Source organism: Amycolatopsis sp. NPDC004772, from assembly GCF_053601215.1.
In genome coordinates this window covers 38,478-58,776 of record NZ_JBSGBK010000055.1, presented here as the reverse complement: position 1 = coordinate 58,776, position 20,299 = coordinate 38,478, and the positions used below count along the sequence as shown (strand labels likewise).

Annotated in this window: 20 protein-coding genes and 2 tRNA genes; 12 read left to right on the top strand and 10 right to left on the bottom strand. The window is 72.8% G+C overall.

Annotation, left to right across the window (positions count from 1 at the left end; all coding sequences use genetic code 11):
- Nucleotides 1-108 precede the first annotated feature (108 nt).
- Together ACWEF6_RS28285 and ACWEF6_RS28280 are read right to left on the bottom strand one after the other, a co-directional pair.
- Complete coding sequence (locus tag ACWEF6_RS28285) at nucleotides 109-798, bottom strand: TIGR03943 family putative permease subunit (protein ID WP_449685709.1); 690 nt, start codon at nucleotides 796-798, stop codon at nucleotides 109-111.
- Nucleotides 795-1,787 carry a permease gene (locus tag ACWEF6_RS28280; RefSeq protein WP_449685708.1) on the bottom strand — a complete coding sequence of 331 codons (993 nt, stop codon included), beginning with the start codon at nucleotides 1,785-1,787 and terminating at the stop codon, nucleotides 795-797. The genes ACWEF6_RS28285 and ACWEF6_RS28280 overlap by 4 nt, the downstream gene beginning before the upstream one ends.
- 190 nt (nucleotides 1,788-1,977) lie before the next feature.
- Here ACWEF6_RS28280 and ACWEF6_RS28275 point away from each other — a divergent pair, with 190 nt between their 5' ends.
- From ACWEF6_RS28275 to ACWEF6_RS28250, 6 genes are all read left to right on the top strand, one after another.
- Nucleotides 1,978-2,652 (top strand): class II aldolase/adducin family protein, encoded by a 675-nt coding sequence (locus tag ACWEF6_RS28275; RefSeq protein ID WP_449685707.1) that lies wholly within the window; start codon nucleotides 1,978-1,980, stop codon nucleotides 2,650-2,652.
- The gene (locus ACWEF6_RS28270; protein WP_449685706.1) at nucleotides 2,649-3,602 is read left to right on the top strand and encodes a carbohydrate kinase family protein; all 954 of its coding nucleotides are present in this window, start codon (nucleotides 2,649-2,651) and stop codon (nucleotides 3,600-3,602) included. The genes ACWEF6_RS28275 and ACWEF6_RS28270 overlap by 4 nt, the downstream gene beginning before the upstream one ends.
- Nucleotides 3,589-4,953 carry a flavin monoamine oxidase family protein gene (locus ACWEF6_RS28265; protein ID WP_449685705.1) on the top strand — a complete coding sequence of 455 codons (1,365 nt, stop codon included), beginning with the start codon at nucleotides 3,589-3,591 and terminating at the stop codon, nucleotides 4,951-4,953. Before ACWEF6_RS28270 ends, ACWEF6_RS28265 begins: the two co-directional genes overlap by 14 nt.
- Before the next feature lie 11 nt (nucleotides 4,954-4,964).
- Nucleotides 4,965-5,444 carry an SRPBCC family protein gene (locus tag ACWEF6_RS28260; protein ID WP_449685704.1) on the top strand — a complete coding sequence of 160 codons (480 nt, stop codon included), beginning with the start codon at nucleotides 4,965-4,967 and terminating at the stop codon, nucleotides 5,442-5,444.
- Nucleotides 5,445-5,511: 67 nt separating this feature from the next.
- Nucleotides 5,512-5,964 carry a hypothetical protein gene (locus tag ACWEF6_RS28255; RefSeq protein ID WP_449685703.1) on the top strand — a complete coding sequence of 151 codons (453 nt, stop codon included), beginning with the start codon at nucleotides 5,512-5,514 and terminating at the stop codon, nucleotides 5,962-5,964.
- Between the two features lie 175 nt (nucleotides 5,965-6,139).
- Nucleotides 6,140-7,780, top strand: coding sequence for a beta-1,3-glucanase family protein (locus ACWEF6_RS28250; protein WP_449685702.1), 1,641 nt, complete (start codon nucleotides 6,140-6,142; stop codon nucleotides 7,778-7,780).
- Here ACWEF6_RS28250 and ACWEF6_RS28245 read toward each other — a convergent pair.
- Both ACWEF6_RS28245 and ACWEF6_RS28240 read right to left on the bottom strand, forming a co-directional pair.
- Entirely contained in the window at nucleotides 7,777-8,667 is an 891-nt protein-coding gene (locus ACWEF6_RS28245) for an NADP-dependent oxidoreductase (RefSeq protein ID WP_449685701.1), read from the bottom strand. The two genes, ACWEF6_RS28250 and ACWEF6_RS28245, sit on opposite strands and share 4 nt — an antisense overlap.
- 60 nt (nucleotides 8,668-8,727) lie before the next feature.
- Nucleotides 8,728-9,582 carry a helix-turn-helix domain-containing protein gene (locus ACWEF6_RS28240; RefSeq protein WP_449685700.1) on the bottom strand — a complete coding sequence of 285 codons (855 nt, stop codon included), beginning with the start codon at nucleotides 9,580-9,582 and terminating at the stop codon, nucleotides 8,728-8,730.
- A gap of 174 nt (nucleotides 9,583-9,756) precedes the next feature.
- Between ACWEF6_RS28240 and ACWEF6_RS28235 the strand changes: the two genes are divergently transcribed.
- Entirely contained in the window at nucleotides 9,757-11,214 is a 1,458-nt protein-coding gene (locus ACWEF6_RS28235; protein ID WP_449685699.1) for a helix-turn-helix domain-containing protein, read from the top strand.
- Between the two features lie 36 nt (nucleotides 11,215-11,250).
- Here the strand turns inward: ACWEF6_RS28235 and ACWEF6_RS28230 are convergent, their stop codons facing one another.
- Nucleotides 11,251-11,763 carry a lytic polysaccharide monooxygenase auxiliary activity family 9 protein gene (locus tag ACWEF6_RS28230; protein WP_449685698.1) on the bottom strand — a complete coding sequence of 171 codons (513 nt, stop codon included), beginning with the start codon at nucleotides 11,761-11,763 and terminating at the stop codon, nucleotides 11,251-11,253.
- A 276-nt stretch (nucleotides 11,764-12,039) separates the two neighbouring features.
- On the opposite strand from ACWEF6_RS28230, the gene lexA reads away from it, so the two are divergent.
- Nucleotides 12,040-12,693, top strand: coding sequence for a transcriptional repressor LexA (gene lexA / locus ACWEF6_RS28225; protein WP_176176834.1), 654 nt, complete (start codon nucleotides 12,040-12,042; stop codon nucleotides 12,691-12,693).
- A gap of 1 nt (nucleotide 12,694) precedes the next feature.
- Here lexA and ACWEF6_RS28220 read toward each other — a convergent pair whose 3' ends face one another.
- Complete coding sequence (locus ACWEF6_RS28220; protein WP_449685697.1) at nucleotides 12,695-13,897, bottom strand: cytochrome P450; 1,203 nt, start codon at nucleotides 13,895-13,897, stop codon at nucleotides 12,695-12,697.
- Nucleotides 13,898-13,997: 100 nt separating this feature from the next.
- Here ACWEF6_RS28220 and ACWEF6_RS28215 point away from each other — a divergent pair, with 100 nt between their 5' ends.
- Together ACWEF6_RS28215 and ACWEF6_RS28210 are read left to right on the top strand one after the other, a co-directional pair.
- The gene (locus ACWEF6_RS28215) at nucleotides 13,998-15,440 is read left to right on the top strand and encodes an MFS transporter (protein WP_449685696.1); all 1,443 of its coding nucleotides are present in this window, start codon (nucleotides 13,998-14,000) and stop codon (nucleotides 15,438-15,440) included.
- Nucleotides 15,441-15,552: 112 nt separating this feature from the next.
- Nucleotides 15,553-16,308, top strand: coding sequence for an SDR family NAD(P)-dependent oxidoreductase (locus tag ACWEF6_RS28210; RefSeq protein WP_449685695.1), 756 nt, complete (start codon nucleotides 15,553-15,555; stop codon nucleotides 16,306-16,308).
- Between the two features lie 331 nt (nucleotides 16,309-16,639).
- Here the strand turns inward: ACWEF6_RS28210 and ACWEF6_RS28205 are convergent, their stop codons facing one another.
- Entirely contained in the window at nucleotides 16,640-16,891 is a 252-nt protein-coding gene (locus tag ACWEF6_RS28205) for a DUF4287 domain-containing protein (RefSeq protein ID WP_449685694.1), read from the bottom strand.
- A 77-nt stretch (nucleotides 16,892-16,968) separates the two neighbouring features.
- A complete protein-coding gene (locus tag ACWEF6_RS28200) occupies nucleotides 16,969-17,721 on the bottom strand; it encodes a class I SAM-dependent methyltransferase (RefSeq protein WP_449685710.1) in 753 nt (250 codons plus the stop codon).
- 94 nt (nucleotides 17,722-17,815) lie between these two features.
- Here ACWEF6_RS28200 and ACWEF6_RS28195 point away from each other — a divergent pair, with 94 nt between their 5' ends.
- Nucleotides 17,816-18,412 (top strand): TetR/AcrR family transcriptional regulator, encoded by a 597-nt coding sequence (locus ACWEF6_RS28195; RefSeq protein ID WP_449685693.1) that lies wholly within the window; start codon nucleotides 17,816-17,818, stop codon nucleotides 18,410-18,412.
- Between the two features lie 57 nt (nucleotides 18,413-18,469).
- Here the strand turns inward: ACWEF6_RS28195 and ACWEF6_RS28190 are convergent.
- A tRNA-Val gene (locus tag ACWEF6_RS28190) sits at nucleotides 18,470-18,541 on the bottom strand.
- 35 nt (nucleotides 18,542-18,576) lie between these two features.
- Nucleotides 18,577-18,651: transfer RNA gene (locus ACWEF6_RS28185), tRNA-Val, on the bottom strand.
- A 168-nt stretch (nucleotides 18,652-18,819) separates the two neighbouring features.
- Between ACWEF6_RS28185 and ACWEF6_RS28180 the strand changes: the two genes are divergently transcribed.
- Nucleotides 18,820-20,262 (top strand): DHA2 family efflux MFS transporter permease subunit, encoded by a 1,443-nt coding sequence (locus ACWEF6_RS28180; RefSeq protein WP_449685692.1) that lies wholly within the window; start codon nucleotides 18,820-18,822, stop codon nucleotides 20,260-20,262.
- Nucleotides 20,263-20,299 lie beyond the last annotated feature (37 nt).

Below are 20,299 nucleotides of genomic sequence, written 5' to 3'. Positions count from 1 at the left end.
ATAGATGCTTGTGCCCCCCCGCCGGCCCATCACCCGCCGGCAGGGGGTGTGGTGTTTCGCGGCTCAAACCACCCCCCAACCCACCACCCCACAACCGCGGCAGCGTCGCTAGCCGAGGCTTTCGTAGGGATCGGCGGGCGTCGCGACGGGCCGGGCCCGGCCCACGTCGACGAACGGGATGGTGCCGCCGTTGACCGGGTCCGTGGCCTGCCGGCCGGTGTACGCGCCGGTGACCTCCAGCCACGCGTCGGGCGGCAGCACCGGCGGGACGCGGCCGGTCAGCCCGACCTTCACCGGCTGGGCGTCGGCCGCGCAGCAGTTCAGCAGCATCCGGACCAGGTACGGCGTGCCGCCGCGGTCGAAGGCCACGAATCCGGTGATCGTGACGGTCCGGCCGGCCAGCGACCGGCTGTGGTCGTAGACCGCGCGGTCGGCGTAGTCGATCATCGTCAGGCGGACGGGATCGCCGTCCGGGAGCGGGGTGAGGATCCGCGGCGCCGTCACCGCGGTGCCGGCGCGCATCGCGCTGTAGGACCCCAAAGCCGGTGGTGCGGCGAGGATCAGCGCGAACACCGGCAGCACCAGCAGCCACGAAACGCGCGGCGCCGGAGGCCCGCCCGGGCGCCGCCGGGCGTACCAGGCGGTCGCGACGGCCGCGACCACCAGCACCGCGCCCGCGGCCAGCACCAGCGGTTGCAGGCCGGCCTTGACGTACCGCAGGTACAGCCCGGTGAGGCCGGCGTGCAGCAGGACGCCGCCGACCAGGAACAGCAGGATCGCCTGTCCGGTCCGGTTCACCGCAGCACCGCCCCGGTCACGACCGCGGCCGCCACGGCCACGACGAAGGTCGCCGGCGCGAACCGCAGCGCGAACCCGCGGCCGAACGTGGCGGCCTGCATGCCGAACAGCTTGAGGTCGATCATCGGGCCGACGACCAGGAAGGCCAGCTGTGCCGTCGGCGAGAACTGCGTCAGCGACGAAGCGACGAACGCGTCGGCCTCCGAGCAGATCGACAGGAGCACCGCGAGGGCCGACAGGGCCAGGACCGCGACGACCGGGTGGCCGGCCGCCGCGTGCAGCCAGGAGGCGGGCACCACGGCCTTGAGGGTCGCGGCGGCCATCGCGCCGCCGGCGAGGAACCCGCCCGCGTGCATGACGTCGTGCCGCACCGATCCCCAGAACGCCTCTCCCCGGCCGCCGCCCGCGCCGTGGTCGTGGGCGCGGGGCCGCAGCCAGTCTGGACGGCCGAGCCGCTGCCACAGCCAGCCCATCACGCACGACGCCGCGAGGCTCGCGGCGAACCGGGCGACGACCATCCGCGGCTGGCCGGGGAAGGCGACCGCCGTCGCGGTCAGCACCACCGGGTTGATCGCCGGTGCCGACAGCAGGAACGCCACCGCGGCCGACGGCTGCACGCCGCCGCGCACCAGCGCCCCGGCCACCGGCACCGACGCGCATTCGCAGCCGGGCAGGACCGCCCCGGCCAGCCCGGCGGCCGGCACCGCCAGCAACGGCCGTTTCGGCAGCACGCGCGTGAAGAACGACGGCGGCACGAAGACCGCGAGCCCGGCCGAGAGCAGCACGCCGAGGACGAGGAACGGCAGCGCCTGGACGACCACCGCCACGAACACCGTCATCCAGCTCTGCATGACCGGGGTGGACAACAGGCGCCGGACCGGGCCCTGCGCCAGGAATCCGGCCAACAGGATCAACGTCAGGACGAGCACCGGATCGACGTTCCAGCCCGGCGTTTCGTCCGGCTTCCGGCGTTCTTCGATGGCAGTCAACGGCGCTCTCCCGTACTTCCGCTCCACACCCGTCCGTCTACACGGGCCGGGGAGACGTCCGGTTCACCGGCGGCAGTGACCACTGTGGACTCCGGCGACCCGGACGCAGCGAGGGTCGATCACCAGCCGCCCGCCGGGGCACCTCGAACCTGAACGTGACTTTGTTTCATGTTTGGCCTACGCTGAGCCGATGACCCAGGACACCCCGCTCCTGCGGGCCGAGCGGCAGGCCGTCGTCGCGGCCTGTCACGACCTGGCCGGTGCCGGGCTGCTGATCGGCACCGCCGGCAACGTCAGCGTGCGCGCCGGCGGGCACGTCGCCGTGACCGCCACCGGCGTCGTGCTCGGGCGGGCCACCGCGGACCAGGTCACCGTCGTCGACCTCGACGGGACCGTGGTCGCCGGCGACCTCGCGCCGACCTCGGAACTCGAACTGCACCTCGGGATCTACCGCCGCTCCGGCGCCGCCGCGGTCGTGCACACCCACTCGCCGCAGGCCACCGCCGTGTCGCTCGTGCTCGACGAACTTCCGTGCGTGCACTACCAGCAGCTCCTGCTCGGCGGGGCCATCCGCGTCGCCCCCTTCGCCGTCTTCGGCAGCGACGAGCTCGCCGAGCACGTCTGGACCGCGCTGGAGGGCAAGTCGGCCGCGCTGATGGCCAACCACGGCGCCGTCGTGCACGGCCCGACGCTGCAGGCCGCGGTGGACAACGCACTGCTGCTCGAGTGGGCCTGCGAGCTCTACCGGAACGCCGCCACGATCGGCACCCCCCGGACCCTGGACGCCGCCCAGCAGACCGCGGTGGTCGAAGCCGCGCTGCGACGCGGTTACGGCAGCACCAAACGGATCGAGGAGGATCTGTGACGCAAACGGTGATCACGCTCGGCGCGCACGTGTTCGACGTGCAGGTCCGGCCGGTCGAGGCCATCCCGGACGGGCAGGGTGCCGCCCTGGTCGAGCAGATCCGCTTCAGCCCGGCCGGCACCGCCGCCGGCACCGCGCTGACGCTGGCCAAGCTCGGCGCGGCCGTCCGCACCGCCGGCGCGATCGGCACCGACCCCATCGGCGACCTGCTGCTGGCCATGCTGGCCAAGTTCGGGATCGACACCTCCCTGGTCGTCCGCCGCGAAGCCGTGCAGACCTCGGCGTCGGTGCTGCCCATCCGCCCCGACGGCAGCCGTCCCGCCTTCCACGTCCCCGGCGCCAACCTCACCTACGGCCCCGACGACATCGCCGAAGCCGAAGTCGCCCGCGCGACCCACCTGCACCTCGGCGCGCCCGAGCTGATGGGCGGGGACAACGCGGCGAAGATCCTCTCCCCCGCGCGGGCGGCCGGCGTGGTCACCTCGGCCGACCTGCTCGCCCCGGGCGACCCCGGCGTCCTCGCCTGGATCGCGCCCGCCCTGCCGCACCTCGACTACCTGCTGCCCAACGAACAGCAGGTCCTCGGGCTCACCGGCGCCGAGACCCTCGAAGACGGCGCCCGCGCGCTGATCGGCCAGGGCGTCGGCTGTGTCGCCGTCACCCGGGACGCCCGCGGCGCCCTGGTGATCACCGCGGACGAGGTGATCGCCGTCTCCGCGTTCGCGGTCGACGTCGTCGACACCACCGGCTGCGGGGACGCCTTCTCCGCCGGTTTCCTCCGCGGCGTCGGCCTCGGCCGGTCCCCGCGGGACGCCGCCGTGCTCGGCTCCGCCGCCGCGGCCCTGGTCGCCCAGGGCCTGGGCAGCGACCACGGCGAGTTCGACCTGGCCGCCGCCGACGCCTTCGCCGCGGCCACGCCGACGCTGGAGGCCGCCGATGCGCCGCACTGACGTCGTCGTGGTCGGCGCGGGCCTGGCCGGGCTCACCACCGCCCGCGAGCTGACCGCGGCCGGCCGGGACGTCGTCGTCCTGGAAGCCCGCGACCGGGTCGGCGGCCGCACCGTCAACCACGCCCTCGGCGACGGCAAGGTGGTCGAGGCGGGCGGGCAGTTCGCCGGTCCCACCCAGGACCACGTCCTCGCGCTGGCCAAGCAGGTCGGCGTCGAGACGTTCCCGGCCTACACCCGGGGAGCGTCGGTCTACGTCCACGGCGACCGGGCCCGCCGGTACCGCGGCGACATCCCGCCCGACCCCCTGGCCCTGCCCGACCTCGGCATCGCCATGCGGCGGATCGACCAGCTGGCCCGGAAGATCCCCCTCGACGCGCCGTGGCGCGCCCCCAAGGCACGGGCGTGGGACAGCGTGACGTTCGAAAGCTGGCTCCGGCACACCACGGCCGGCACCGGCGCGCTCGACCTGGTCAACGTGCTGCTCGGCTCGGCCTTCGGCGGCAGTGCCGCCGACACCTCGCTGCTCTACAGCCTCTGGTACATCGCGGGGTTCGGCAACGAGACCACACCCGGCACGCTGGAACGCGGCATCGGCGTCACCGGCGGCGCGCAGGAATCCCGCTTCGCCGGCGGATCCCAGCTGATCTCGCAGCGCATCGCCGAAGAGCTCGACGGCCGCGTGGTGCTCCGCGCCCCGGTGCGGGCGATCGAGCAGGACGCCGGCTCGGTGACCGTCCAGTCCGATGTGGACACCTGGCACGCGCGGCACGTCGTCGTCGCCGTCCCGCCCGCGCTGGCCGCCCGGATCTCCTGGCGCCCGCTGCTGCCGCCGCAGCAGGACGCGCTGTTCTCCCGGATGGCCTTCGGCGCGCTGATGAAGTGCGAAGCCGTCTACCCCGAGCCGTTCTGGCGCGCCGACGGGCTCAACGGCCAGGCCGTGTTCCGGCACCCGTCCCCGATCTGCTCGATGTTCGACAACTCCCCGCCCGACGGCGAACCCGGTGTCCTCATGGGTTTCCTCGGCGGCCCGCAGTGGCACCTCTGGGCGGCCCGGCCGCCCCGCGAACGACGTGCCGCCGTCCTGCGCGCCTTCGCCGCCGCGGTCGGGAAGCCCGCGCTGCGGCCGGTGGAGTACTTCGAACAGGACTGGGTCGGCGAGGAGTGGACCCGCGGCGGGCCGACGTCCGTGCCCGGGACCGGCGTGCTGACCGAGCTCGGCCCCTGGCGCGACCGGCCGTTCGGCCGGGTGCACTGGGCGGGCGCCGAGCACTCCGACCACTGGAACGGGTACCTGGACGGCGCGGTCCGCTCCGGCGAGACCGCCGCCCGCGCCGTCCTCGGCCACGAGTGAAGGGGACGATGGTGCGCGACTACACCGTTTCCGAGCAGGCGATCATCCCCCACCCGGTCCGGCGGGTGTGGGACGTGATCTCCGCGACCCACCGCTACGCCGAGTGGGTCCCGACGGTCCTGGAGGTGACCGACCACCACGGCACCGCGGAGCTCGGCCGGACCTACCGCGAGCACAACAAGTCGCTCGGCCCGCTGACCACCCGGTCCGTCTGGACGGTCCGCGAGATCGAGCCCCTGGCCCGCCGCGTCGACACGGGCACCGGCTTCGCGCCGCTGCAGGACCTGACCAACGTGTTCGAGTTCGAGCCGATCACCCGCGGCGACGGGTCGGAGAGCACGCTGATGACGTACGCGGTCCAGTACCGCCTCGGCCTGGGGCCGCTCGGGCCGCTGGTGCACCGCATCGTCGCGGCGGGCCTGCGAGCCGACATGAAGCGGGCGATGGACAACCTCGCCGACGTCATCCTCGCCGAGGGGGTGCCCTCCTAGGCCCGGCCGTGCAACCCGGGGGCCGGGTCGTTCCGTCTTCGGGGCAACGGACCGAAGGAGGCATCCCATGCGAAGGCTGTCCGCGCTCTCCGGCGTGCTCGTCGTCGCCCTGAGCGGCGTGGCCTGCGGCGCCAACGCCCGGCCCGCGTCGGCCGATCCGCTGTGCTCCGCCTCCTACGAACCCCGCGAACTCGTCGTCAGCGGGCCGCTGTACCCGCCGTTGCCCGGCCCGGCGGACGGCACGCGCGGTGAAGACCGCAGCACCGACGCGGCCGCGATCAAGAAGGTCGCCGCCGCGGCGTGCGATCTGCCGGAAGCGCCGTCCGACCCGGTCTGCACGGCGGACCTGGGACCCAGCTACCGGCTGCGGTTCGCCGACACCCGGAACCGGACCACGACCCTCACCGCGGCCGCGTTCGGCTGCCGGTTCGTCGAAGGGCTCGGCACCAAGCGGGTCGACGCGCGGCCGCTCTGGGACGCGCTGGCCGCGGCCGGCCTGCCCGCGCCGCGGGCCCGCTGACCCACCGTCCACATCGGACATACGCCGGACATTCACCGGACCACCGCGGACAGTGGTCCGGCTACGAAAGGGCACCGTCGAGGGCCGTCCGTACCCGACCCGGCCCGCGGGATGTTGACCCCGCCGCACCGCGTACCTACCGTCCGGGCACCGTTTCCGCTTTCGAGGAGGTGCCATGCTGTCGAGGCGTACGTTCGTCACCAGCCTGGTCGCCGCCGCGGCGAGCACGCCGCTGTGGTCCGCCGTCACCGCGCCGGGCGCCCGCGCCGCCGCGGCCCTGCCGTTGACGCTCAAGAACAATTCGGGCAGCGGCACCGTCTACGCCTACATCAGCGGCGCGGACACCGCGGGCCGCCCCGGTTTCGTGACCGCCGACGGGCGGTTCCAGCCGCTGGCCAACCCGTCGGCGCCGGTGACGCCGATCCCCGACTACGCCATTCCCCTCGGTGGATCGGGTTCCCAGCTCACCGTGACGCTGACCGACTACCTCATCGGCGGCCGGGTGTGGTTCTCGGTCGGCAAGAAGCTCCAGTTCTTCGTCAACCCCGGCCCCGGCCTGGTGCAGCCCGGGTTCGCCACCGCGGACCCGAACTGGCAGACGAACTGGACGTTCTGCGAGTTCACCTACAACAGCGCGAACCTCTACGCGAACATCAGCTACGTCGACATGGTGGCGCTGCCGGTGTCGATGGCCACCACCGGCGCGGCCGGTGCGCAGTCGGTCAGCCCGCTGCCCAACGGCGCCCTCGGCAGCATCGCGGACGGCCTGCGCGCGCAGCACAACGCCGACGGCGCGCCGTGGGACCGGCTGGTCGTCACCGACGCCTCCGGCCAGGTCGTGCGCGTGCTCGCCCCCGGCCACTCCCCGGTCGACTTCGGCGGCTACTGGACCAGCTACCTCAACGCCGTCTGGGACCACTACCGCACGACGCCGCTGACGATCAACGGCCAGGGCGGCATCGGCTCCTACACCGGCACGGTCAGCGGGGACGCGATCGTGTTCGCCGGCCTGAACACCAACGGCGTGCCGTTCACCAAGCCGAGCGCGGCGGACATCTTCGGCTGCGCGAGCGGGCCGCTGTACAACTCCGGCAGCGACGCCCGCGGCGCGGTCGCCGCCCGGCTGGCCGCCGCCCTGAACCGCAGCAGCCTGCTGGTGGCCGGCGGCAACAATCAGCCCGACGGCGTCCCGCCTTCGCAGTACTACCGCGACGCCACCACGAACCACTACGCGCGCCTGGTGCACCAGTACGCGTCGATCGGCTACGCCTTCCCGTACGACGACGTCGGCCCGACCGGCGCCCAGCCGGTCGACGGCCACCTCCAGGACCCGGCCCCGACGTCCTGGACGGTCGCGCTCGGCCCGGGCGCGGGCGGCGGCACCACCCCGCCCGGCTCGGGCGGCACGAGCGCGTACTCGACCATCCAGGCGGAGGCCTACAACGCGCAGAACGGCACCCAGAACGAGTCGTGCGCCGACACCGGCGGCGGCGTCGACGTCGGCTGGATCGCCGACGGCGACTGGCTGAAGTACGCCCGCGTCGACTTCGGCTCGAGCGCGCCGCACCAGTTCGTCGCCCGCCTCGCGTCGGGCGCGGCGGCCGGCGTCAGCGGCGCCATCCGGGCCCGCCTGGACAGCGTGACGGGCCCGGTGATCGCGGAAATCGACTTCGCGAACAACGGCGGCTGGCAGCAGTGGCAGACGGTGCCGGCCAACATCGTCGCGTCCGCCACCGGCGTCCACGACCTCTACCTGACGTTCTCCGGAAGCTCGGCGGACTTCGTCAACGTCAATTGGTTCACCTTCACCCGCTAGGCGGGCTCCGGGACGACGACGACCTTGCCGTGCACCCCGCCTTCGGCCGCGCGGGCGTGCAGGGCGGGCAAGCCGGCCAGGGGCACCCGTTCGGCGACGTCGATCCGCAGCTCGCCGTGGTCGACCAGGTCCACCAGCCGGGACAGCTGCTCGGCGTCGCTGCGGACGAACAGGTCGATGCCGCGGATGCCGCGCTCCTCGTCGGACGGGGCCGGCATCCACACCGTCGTGTTCACCAGGGCACCGCCCGGGCGGATCAGCGTCAGCAGGGCCGCCAGCCGCTCCGGGGTGATCGGGGCGAGGTTCAGCACGAGGTCGACCGGCTCGGTCACCGCTGCCGCCACGTCGCCGGTGGTGCGGCCGACGGCGATCACCTCGGCACCGGCGTGCCCGGCCAGCTGCACCGCATACCCGCCGACCGCGCCCCGGGCGCCGTTGACCAGCACGCGCTGCCCGGCCGTCAGCTTGCCGTGGTCGAACAGGGCCTGGTGCGCGGTGAGCCCCACCAGCGGCAACGCGGCGGCGTCGGCCAGCGGGACGTTCTCGGGCGCCCGGGTCAGCACGTCGGCCGGGGCGAGGACGTACTCCGCGGCCGCGCCGGGCTTGTCCATCGGCAGGAAGCCGATGACCTCGGTGCCGGTCTCCGGGCCGGCCACGCCCTCGCCCAGCGCGTCGACCGTGCCGGCGACGTCGATGCCGGGCGTGTGGGGCAGCACGACCGGGATCGGGCCCTGCATGAACCCGCCGCGGATGTTGCCGTCGACGGGGTTGAACGACGTCGCCGCGACCCGGATCCGGACCTGCCCGGCCCCGGGGACGGGCCGGTCCACGTCCTCGTAGCGCAGGACGCCGGGATCGCCGTACTCGTGGAACCGCACTGCCTTCATCGGGTTGCTCGCCTTCGTCCGTGATCCACTTCGCCCCCAGGATCGCGGCCGCCGACCGGTTCAGCCTGGGCCGGTTTGGCCCACCCTGACGACGGACGGCGGCCCGGCGGCGGCGACGACCTCGCCGAGCAGGGCCGCGTCGCGCGACCCGGGTGCCGCGGTGAGGACCACCGCCATCAGGCCGTCGCCCGGGACTTCCAGGAGGTTGCCGTCGAGGGTGAGGTCGGCGCCGTCGGGATGCCGGAACACGGCCCGGTTTTCGTACGTGCGCACCGGTTCGGGCGTCCGCCACAGGGTGTCGAACGACCGGCTGGTCGTGCGCAGCTCGTCGACGAGCCCGGCGAGCGAGGCGTCCGCGGGGTAGCGCAGGGCGGTGTCCCGCAGCCGGTCGGCGAGCATCGCCCGGAACCCGGCCGCGCCGTCGTCGTCCCGGCTGATCCCGCGGGGTGCGTTGCGGAAGGTGCGCCAGGCGACGTTCCAGTCCCGGTCGTGCCCGGTCGGGCCGCCGGCCTGCAACGCGAACCACGCGCTGTTGACGGCGAGCACGTTCCACGCCGCGTCGGCCAGGAAGGCGGGGGTGTCGGGGAACCGCTGCAGCAGCCGCACGGCGGCCGTCCCGGCCTCGCGCGGGACCTGGCCGTCGACCGCGGCGTACCCGGCCAGCGCGCAGAGCCGCTCGTAGTCCGCCCGCCCGAGCCGCAACGCCCCGGCGATGGCGGCCACCACCCCGGCCGACGGGTGGCGGCGCCCCTGCTCCAGCCGCCGCACGTAGTCCGCCGACACGCCGGCCAGCTCGGCGAGCTCCTCCCGCCGCAGCCCGCGGGTCCGCCGCCGCCCGGACGGCAACCCCGCGGCGGCGGGATCGGTGTTCTCGCGCAGCCGCCGCACCGCCGCGCCGAGTTCGTGCAAAGCCATGGCGCCAGCGTATCCGGTCTCCGGGCTCCTTTGTGGACAGTGCGGCGCGTGACCCACCGCGCCGGGCCGGTGACGGCCGACCGGCCACGCGTGGCCGGTCCACGACCTGGTCTCCCGCCGCTTCCCCGGTCATCATGGAACTCGCGGCCGCGCAGGGACGGACGGGGAGGGCGATTGACCGAGCACTGGGGCGCACGGCTCCGCCGGCACCGGACCCGCGCGGGCTTCACCCAGGAACACCTGGCCGAAGCCGCCGGGGTGTCGATCCGGACCCTGCGGCGGTGGGAGACCGGCGACCGGGGGCACCCGCACGGGCCGTCCGTGCGGCGCGTCGCCCAGGTCCTGGACCTGTCGGCGAGCGAACGCGACCAGCTGCTCGCCCTGGCGGACGGCCCGGAGCCGGCCCAGGGGCGCGCCTTCGCCCCGCCGCGGCTTCGCCCCTTCGACGCCGGGCTGTTCGTCGGCCGGACCGCGGAACTCGACACCCTGACGGCGAAGCTGACCGGGCCCCGCAGCACCGGCATCGTCGTCGTCGACGGCCCGCGCGGCATCGGCAAGTCGTTCCTGGCGCTGCGGTGGGCCGCCGCGCACACCACGGACTTCCCGGACGGCCTGCTCTACGCCGACCTGTGGGGCTCGCGCACCGACCTCGGTGCACAGGCCCCGTCCGACGTGCTGCGCGACTTCCTCCTCTCGCTGGGCGTCCCGCCCGGCGAGGTGCCGGGCGGCAGCGACGAGCGGGCCGCCCTCTACCGGAATCTGGTGGCGGGCACGCAGCTGCTCGTCGTGCTCGACGACGCCCGGGACTCCAACCAGGTGCAGCCGCTGCTGCCGGGGACCGGCGCCGTCCTGATCACCAGCCGGCACCGGCTCAACAGCCTGGTCGTCGGGTCCGGCGCGGACAGCGTCACGCTCGCGCCGATGCCGGACACCGACGCGCGGCAGCTGCTCGCCGGCTCGATCGGGGCGCGCAGCGACGGCGTGGCCGAGCTCCTGGAGTTCTGCGCCGGGCAGCCCCTGGTGCTCAGTGCCGTCGCCGCCCGCGCGGCCGCGCACCCCGAACGTGATCTGCACGCGCTGACCGAAGAACTCCGCGAGCTGGCGGCGGCGTCCCCGGCGCCGCACGACCGGACGTCCGGCCTCGCCGCCGTCCTGGGCGAGTACCACCCGGACGTCGAGCTGATGGAGCTGGGCTCCGACCTGATGACCCAGGCCCACCAGCTCAACGAACTGGGCCGGCCCGAGGAAGCGCTGTCGGCGCTCACCGACGCGGAGGCCGTCTTCCGGCAGCTGGACCGCCAGACCCCGCGGTACTACCAGGCCGGGATGCTGGCCGAATGCCTCATCACCAAGTCACTGCAGCTGCTCGGCCTGGGCTTCGCCGAGGCCGGGGTCGAGGCCAGTGCCGAGGCCGTGGCGCTGCGCCGCCCCCGGGACGACGGCCCCGGGCCCTCGATCCCGACCGGAGCCGCGCTGCGGATGCTGGCGAACAGCCTGAGCAACCACGCCGTGCTGCTGTGCACCGTGGGCCGCCCGGAGGAAGCCCTGGCGGCGCTGTCCGAGGTGGTCGAGCTGCGCAAGCGGTTCATCACCGGGAAACAGGCCGGGCGGGCCGTGTCGGCGAGGGGGTGACACGGCCCGTCCGGCCACCGTGGACGGTGTCCCGGCTCAGCTCACCTGCAGGTCGATGCAGGCGTAGAAGGCGTTCGACGTGTCGGCGATGTTCCACACCGCCAGCACCGTCTGGCGGCCCGTGTGGCTGCCCAGGTTCACCTGGTGCGCGACCGTCGACGGCGGCTGCTGGTCGTTGCCGCTCACCTCCGCGATCTTCTGGCCGCCGATGAAGTATTGGTAGTTCGACGTGCGGTGGCGGGCGGTGAACGTCCAGTTGAAGGTCACCGTGCGGCCGACGTTCGCGGCGCGCCAGCCCTTGCCGTTGTCGTTGAGCTCGGCGAACTGGGCCACGCCGCCGTTGCAGGACCGCAGGCCCTTGGGCCCTTCGACGCTCTGGGGTTCGTACTGGATCTGCCCGCACTGCACGATGTGCTGGGCGCACTGCGCCTGCCGGCTCGCCGGCGAATTCACGTAGCCGTGCGCGCTGGCGATCCCGGCGGGGTTGAGCACCACCAGCACCGGGGCCAGCAGGGTGCCCACGGCGGCCGCGACCAGTTTGCGATTCATTCCAAGCTCCTTCGGGGACAGGCTCGCCTTCCCGCCGCCGGGCACGGCGAAACCGCGGCCCCGGCCTCGCTGGGAGGTCCGCCGCGACGGGAAGGGTTACGAGCGAAGGAAAATTGTGGTCTAGACCATACGTCGAAACGGTACTCAGGTCAACGGCTGGCAAAGTCGGGAACAATGTTGGTAAGGCGCCAACTGTCACCCGGTGTTCCGTTGAGCGGGACCGCGACCGCCGGACCGGCGGCGGGCCGCGAGGCGCGTGCCTCTAGGATCACGCCGGTGACCACCTACGACGACACCTTCGAGCACCTCGACCCCTCGGCCCTGCCGGAGCGGCAGCAGCGGATCCTGGTCGCGATCCGGGACTGGGTGGTCCAGCACGGCTACTCCCCCAGCACGCGCGAGATCGGCGAGGCCGTCGGCCTGCAGTCGACGTCGTCGGTGTCCAAGCACCTGGCCAGTCTCGAAGACAAGGGCTTCCTGCGCCGCGGTGCCACGGTCTCACGCCCGATCGACGTGCGCGCGTTCCTGAACGGCACGGCCGCCGCCGAAGACGGCGATTCGGTGCCGGTGCCCGTCGTCGGCGACATCGCGGCCGGCACGCCGATCTCGGCGGTCGAGCACACCGACGACGTCCTCAAGCTGCCCCGCGACCTCACCGGCCGCGGCACGGTGTTCGGCCTGCGCGTCCGCGGCGACTCGATGATCGACGCGGCCATCTGCGACGGCGACATCGTCGTGGTCAAGCAGCAGTCCGAGGCCCACTCCGGCCAGATCGTCGCGGCGATGATCGACGAAGAGGCGACGGTCAAGGTCTACCGCCGCCGCGACGGCCACGTGTACCTCGAGCCCCGCAACCCGGCCTACGACGTCATCGACGGCGACCGCGCGGTGATCCTCGGCGCGGTGGTGTCGGTGCTGCGGAGCGTCTGACTCACCAGGTGACGGGCAGCTCGTACACGCCGTACACCGACCCGTCGTGCTTGAACGGGATCTGTTCGACGTCGGTGGCCAGCGCCAGCGTCGGGATCCGCCGGTACAGCGTGCTGTAGACGACCTGCAGCTCCAACCGGGCCAGCGGCTGGCCGAGGCACTGGTGGACGCCGAAGCCGAAGGCCACGTGGCGGTGCGCGTCGCGGGTCAGGTCCAGCCGGTCGCCGTCCGGGAAGGCCTCCGGGTCGCGGTTGGCGATGTCGTTCGCCATGATCAGGCCCTCACCCGCGCGGACGGTCTGCCCGCCGATCTCGATGTCCTCCAGCGCGACGCGGCGGCGTCCGTTGTGCGTGATGTTCAGGTAGCGCAGCAGTTCCTCGACCGCCGAAGCGACCAGCGCCGGGTCGTCGGACTCGCGCAGCAGCGCCAGCTGGTCCGGGTGCTCCAGCAGAGCCAGGGTGCCGAGCGCGATCATGTTCGCCGTCGTTTCGTGGCCGGCGATCAGCAGCAGGACACCCATCTGCGCCGCTTCGACCCGGGTCAGCTCCCCCGCCGCGACGCGCGCGGCCAGTCCGGACAGCAGGTCGTCGCCCGGGTTGCCGAGCTTCGACCCCACCAGCTCGTCGAGGTAGCCGATCAGCGCCCGGTGGCCGGCGGCCCGCTCCTCGGGCCGGGCGTCCCGGTGGACGATGACCTTGCTGTTCTCCTGGAAGAAGTCGTGATCGGCGTACGGGACACCCAGCAGCTCGCAGATCACCAGTGAGGGCACCGGCAGCGCGAACGCCTCGACCAGGTCCACCGGCTTCGGCCCGGCCAGCAGCTCGTCGATCCGGTCGTCGACGATCTTCTGCACGGCCGGGCGCATCGCGGCGACCCGGCGGATGGTGAACGGCGCCGTCACCATCTTGCGCAGCCGCGCGTGCTCGGGGTTGTCCATCAGGATGAAGCTGATGCCGGTGCCGCCCTTCGGCAGCGGCGCGGGGCTCGGATACCCGGGCCGGGTGATGTCGGCGCTGATCCGGGGATCGGCGAGCAGCGCCCGCTGGTCGGCGTAGCGGGTCACCAGCCACGGCGTGCTGCCGTCCCACAGCCGGACGCGGGCGAGCGGGCCCTCCTCCTGCAGCGCGCGGGCGGCGGGCGGCGGGTCGAACGGGCAGCCCGCGGCCCGGGTCATCGGGAACTCGGGGATCTCGGTCGTCGTCATCGTTCCTCCGCCGTCGCCGTCGGTTCGTGATCAGTCAACCGAAGACTGCTAGGCTAAGTCAAGCGACTGATTTAATTCAACGTTCTTGGAGGACCCACCCGTGTCCGATCCGTCCAGAGCCGCCGGGGAGGCGTCGCCGCGCGCGAACCTCGTCGTCGCGGTCCTCGCCCTCGCGGGCATCACCGTCTCGCTGATGCAGACGCTGGTCATCCCGCTGATCCCGGCGCTGCCCGGGCTGCTGCACGCCTCTGCGGCCGACGCCACCTGGGCCATCACCGCCACCCTGCTCGCGGGCGCGGTGGCGACGCCGACCATGGGCCGGCTCGGCGACATGTACGGGAAACGGCGGATGCTGCTGATCAGCCTCGGCGCGCTGGTCGCGGGCTCGACGATCGGCGCGCTCTCCGACAGCCTGGTGCCGATGGTCGCCGGACGGACGCTGCAGGGCCTGGCCGCCGGCGTCATCCCGCTCGGGATCAGCATCATGCGCGACGAGCTGCCGGCCGAGCGGCTCGGTTCCGCGACGGCGCTGATGAGCGCGTCACTCGGCGTCGGCGGCGCGCTGGGCTTGCCGGCGGCGGCGCTGCTGGCCGAAAACGCGGACTGGCACGCGCTCTTCTGGACCGCGGCCGGGCTCGGCGTGGTGGTCACGGCGCTGGTCGTCGCGCTGGTGCCGGAGTCGCCGGTCCGCACCGGCGGCCGGTTCGACGTGCCGGGCGCGGCGGGGCTCTCGATCGCGCTCGTGTGCTTGCTGCTGGCCATCTCGAAGGGCGCCGACTGGGGCTGGGGCAGCGCGGCGACGCTGGGCCTGTTCGCGGCCGCCGTCGTCGTCCTGTTCCTGTGGGGCCGCTGGGAACTGCGGACCGCGCAGCCACTGGTGGACCTGCGGACGACCGCGCGGCGCCAGGTCCTGCTGACCAACATCGCCTCGGCGGTGTTCGGCTTCGCGATGTTCGCGATGTCCCTGGTCCTGCCGCAGCTGCTGCAGCTGCCGGCGGCCACCGGGTACGGCCTCGGGAAGTCGATGCTGGCGGTGGGCCTGGTGATGGCGCCGTCGGGGCTGGTGATGATGGCGCTGGCCCCGGTGTCGGCCCGCATTTCGGCGACCCGCGGGCCGAAGACGACGCTGATGCTCGGCGCGGTGGTCGTCGCCGCGGGGTACGGCCTCGGCGTCGTGCTGATGAGCGCGACCTGGCACCTGGTGCTGATCTCGAGCATCATCGGCGCGGGGATCGGGCTCGCCTACGGGGCGATGCCCGCGCTGGTGATGGGGGCCGTGCCGGTGTCGGAGACCGCGGCCGCCAACAGCCTCAACACGCTGATGCGATCGATCGGGACGTCGGTGTCCAGCGCCACGGCCGGGCTGATCCTGGCGAGACTGACGATCTCGTTCGGACCGGCGACCCTGCCGTCGCAGAACGGGTTCCGGCTCGTGCTGGGCATGGGTTCGGCGGCGGCGCTGATCGCCCTGGCCGTGGCGGCGTTCCTGCCGCGGCGGTCGCCGGTCGCCGTCCGGGAGCCGGCCGTCGCGGCCGCGCGCTGACCGCGGCCCGGCCGGCCGGTGCGCGCGTGGTACGCGCCCGGTCAGCGCCGGGCGGAAACCTTCGGTCGACGCCGGGCCACGACGGTCCGGCAACGACCTTGGGGAGCGTGGCATGACGAAGAACGCGTTGGTGACGGGAGCTTCGCGGGGCATCGGGCGGGCGATCGCGCTGCGGCTGGCCGCGGACGGGGCGGTGGTCGCCGTCCACCACGGGGGCAACGAGGGCGCGGCCAAGGAAACCGTGTCACTGATCGAGGACGCGGGCGGGCACGCCTTCCCCGTGGCGGCCCGGTTCGGCGACGCCGGCGCCGTCGAGCGGCTGGTGGACACGGTGACCGCGGCCTTCGGGGACGGCTTGGACATCCTCGTCAACAACGCGGGGATCAGCTCGCACAGCTCGATCGGGGAGCTGACCGAGGACGAGCTGGATCGGCTGCTGGCGGTGAACGTCAAGGCGCCGATGCTGCTCGTCCAACGGTTGCTGCCGGTGCTGAACGAGGGCGGCCGGGTGGTGATGGTGGGATCGATGGCCACGCGGATCGCCGTTCAGTCGCAGATCGGTTACACGGTGAGCAAAGCCGCGGTCGAGGCGTTGGCACCGACGCTCGCCAACGAGCTGGGGCACCGGGGCATCACGGTGAACACGGTGGCGCCGGGTCCGATTCGGACGGACATGACCGAGGCCGTCCTGGCGGTTCCCGAGGCTGCCGCCGGGTTGGCGGCGATGACGGCGCTGGGTCGGGTCGGGGAGCCGGAGGATGTCGCCGAGGTGGTCGGCTTTCTGGCCGGGCTCGGTGGGCGGTGGATCACCGGGCGGACGTTGGACGTCTCCGGGGGGACTTTCCTCGGGCCCATCTCGGCTGGGTGATCAGCTTCGATGCCTCTCTGATCACGTGTGATGCCTCTGCGGCTTTGTGGGTTCTCTGTCTTGAAGTTGCTTTGGGCCCTTCTGCCGGCCCGATCGCCGGATTGTTCAGCGGCCGCGTATCGGGTCGGCAGGGGGGTCTGGTCGTTGGCCGGCCTGGGTGGTTGGCCAGGCTTGGCGGCTGGACGGGCTCGGTCGGGTTGGCAAGCCCGGCTGGTCGGCGGGCCCGGCTGGCAGGATTGGTTGGCGGGCCTGGTTGGCCAAGCCGGTTGGCGGGCCGAGCCCGGCCCGCTGACCAACGATCAACCCGGCGAGATGGCGGCCGCCGTCCCGGTCAGGTCCTTGCCGCCAAGCCGTCCAGGTGGAGGGTTCCTCCTGCGTGGTTCTGCGCCACGTACTCCGGGCCCTTCGTCACCAAACGGGCTATCGCCGTTGCGTGGCCGTGGCCCAGGGCGTGTTCCTGCTTGAGCCAGGCCACGATCTCGCCCGTCTTGGTCAGGTTCTTGGCCGCCGCCAGCTCCAGGAAGCCGCGGGGGGTGATGCCCGTCTGCTTCTCCGCGTTGTCGAGGTAGGCCTGAAAAGACATGGTTACTCCCCAGTTGAGCCGAATAGAGCCGAGGTTGTTCTCGGGTTTCACCACCGTCTCACCGACAACTTTTTTTGTCAATCCCGGATCGCCACCACCGCCAACGTCGCGTACGGCAGCACGAAGCTCCCGCCGAGGTCGTCGATCGCCTCGCCGACTTCGGACAGGACCTCGGCCAGGTCGGACGGTGGCAGGCGGGTCAAGCCGCCCGTTGTCGGCAGGAAGTCGAGCCACTGCTCGCGCGTGTACGTCCTCTCCCACTCGAAGCTCCAACGTTCCGGCGTACCCAGGGCGTCCGCCCGCGCGATTGACTCGGCGAACCCCGTGAACATCACGTCGTAGATCTCCGCCGCCGGGCGGGACTCGCCCGCGAACGGCGCACCCGGGAGCACCCTGCGGCACGCCGTCGCCAAGGCCTCCGCCACCGGCGCGGGCGGCTGGAACACGTGCGCGAACACGGCCAGCAGCCCACCCGGCCGCAGGACGCCCGCCGCCTTGGCCGGGCCCGTGGCCGGGTCCACCCAGTGCCATGCCTGGCCGGCGATGACCGCGTCGAACGTCCGGCCCTTCGGTTGCCAGTCCTCGAACTTCGCCACCTCGACGTCGATTCCGCCGCCGCGGGCGAACTCCGCCATCCGGGCGTCGGGGTCGATGCCGAGCACCCGGCAGCCCGCGTCGCGGAACTGGCGGGCCTCGATCCCCGTTCCGCAGCCGACGTCCAGGACGTCGATACCCGGACTTGCCTCGATGATCCGGTCCACCAGTTCGCGCGGGTACGCCGGGCGCGCTCGGTCGTAGCGTTCGACATCGGTTCCGAAGGACTCCGCCATCGCGCGGGCTTCGTGAGGTTGAGTGGGCATGTGCCCACTCTAATGGGCACTCGCCCACTAGGACAACCGGCGGGGGTACCGGAGAATGGGCACCATGCCGACCGGGGTCCACCTGCGCGATGTGCGCCAGCAGCTGTTCCACGCGGCCGAGCGAGTTCTCCTGCGCGACGGGCCGAACGCTCTGACCAGCCGCGCCGTCACCACCGAGGCCGACGTCGCCAAGGGCGTGCTGCACCGGCACTTCAGCGACTTCGACGACTTCCTGGCCGAACTCGTCCGCGACCGCATCACCCGGCTGGCGGACCAGGACGCCCTCCTGCGAGCGTCCGCCGGCACCCGGACCGTCGCCGACAACCTCGTCGACGCGCTGGTCGAACTCTTCGACCCGATCACGGTCGCGCTGACGAGCCTGGTCTTCTTCCGCGACGAACTGCGGGCCCGCGTGCGCAAGCAATCCGGCCTGCCGATCCTGGCCGAGGCGCGGGACATGCTGACGAACTACCTGTCAGCCGAACGCGAACAGGGCCGCATCGCCGCGGACGCCGATGGGGATTCGCTCGCCCTGTCGCTGATCGGTGCGGCGCACCTGCTGTTCGCGGGCCGCCGCCGCGGAACCCTGCCCGACACCGGGGAATTGACGAAAACGGTCCACACGGTCATCGCCGATGTCGTGCAGCGGCGCCTGTTGTGATCGAGCCGGCAAACGAAGAAGGCCCCGTCCGCGGACGGGGCCTTCTTCGTTGTGGAGTGGGCGATACTGGGATCGAACCAGTGACCTCTTCGGTGTGAACGAAGCGCTCTCCCCCTGAGCTAATCGCCCATGTACGAACTTCCACGAAATCCGGGGTGGACTCGTGGTGCGCGATACTGGGATTGAACCAGTGACCTCTTCCGTGTCAGGGAAGCGCTCTCCCGCTGAGCTAATCGCGCGCTGCGGAACTTCGTACTGGCGGAAGCATATCGGACGCCTCCGGCGGCCGCGCAGGGGGGCCGGTGACCCGAAATCCGCCTGACAGAAGCGGCCCGAAACGGGCACACTGCGAAGGACGTCCGTGTTCGCCACGGCCGTCTCCGGCCGACCAGGAGAGTCCCACCCCGATGACCAAAACCGTGTCCACCCCGCCCGCCGACGTGAACCGTGCCCCGGCGCGCTCGGGACTCCTCATCGGGACTCTCGTGCTCTCCGCGTTCGTGATGATCCTCAACGAGACCATCCTGAGCGTCGCGCTGCGGGACCTGACCGTCGACCTGCGGGTGCCGACGACGACCGTGCAGTGGCTGACCAGCGGGTTCCTGCTGACCATGGCCGTCGTCATCCCCACCACCGGGTTCATGCTCGAACGGTTCTCGCCGCGGCAGGTCTTCCTGTTCTCGATGGCGGCGTTCAGCCTGGGCACGCTGCTGAGCGCGCTCGCGCCCGGGTTCGGGCTGCTGATGGCCGGGCGCGTCGTGCAAGCCTGCGGCACCGCCGTGATGCTGCCGCTGCTGATGACCACGGTCATGCGGCTGGTGGCGCCGGAACGGCGCGGCGCGACCATGGGCACGATCACGATCGTCATCGCGGTCGCGCCGGCGATCGGGCCGACCATCGGCGGCGCGGTGCTGCCGCTCGGCTGGCGCTGGATGTTCTGGATCGTGCTGCCGCTGGCGATCGCCGCACTGGTGGCCGGCGGGCTGCTGCTGCGCATCGGCAGCGAGCGCCGTCAGGTACCGCTGGACGTGCCGTCGGTGCTGCTGTCGGCGATCGGGTTCGGCGGGGTGCTGTACGGCCTGTCCTCCAGCGGCGAGCAGGCCGGGGCCGAGCCGGCGGTGCCGGGCTGGGTGCCGATCGTCGTCGGCGTCGCGGCGCTGGTGGTCTTCACCTGGCGGCAGCTGCGGCTGCAGCGCCGGGACCGCGCGCTGCTCGACCTGCGGCCGTTCACCCACCGCAGCTTCGTCGTCGCGCTGGTGCTGACCGGCCTGCTGTTCGTGTGCCTGATCGGCGCCGCGGCGATCCTGCTGCCGCTCTACCTGCAGACCGTGCTGCACACGAGCACGTTCGTCAGCGGGCTGGCGGTGCTGCCCGGCGGTCTGGTGCTGGGCCTGCTGGGCCGCCCGGTCGGCGCGCTGTTCGACAAGGTCGGCAGCCGCCCGCTCGTCATCCCCGGCGCGGCGGCGATGGCCGCTTCGCTGTGGCTGTTCGCGGTGCTGGGGCCGGATTCGCCGCTGATCGCGGTGATCGGGATCCACGTGCTGATGATGGCCGGGCTGGGCCTGATGATGACGCCGCTGTTCGCCGAGTCGCTCGGGGTGCTGCCCGAACACCTGTATTCGCACGGCAGCGCGATCCTTTCGACGCTGCAGCAGGTGGCCGGCGCGCTGGGCACGGCGATGTTCGTCACGGTGGCGACCATTGGCAGCCACGACACGACGGCGGCCAGCCCGGACGCCTCCGGCCTGCGAGCGGCCTTCATCGTCGCCGGGGTCGTCGGCCTCATCGCCTTCGCCGGCACCTGGCTCATCCGGCGCAGCCCGGTCCCGCAAACCACTTCGCACCACTGAGTCCCGCTTCCACCGGACGAGTGGAAGCGGGACTCCG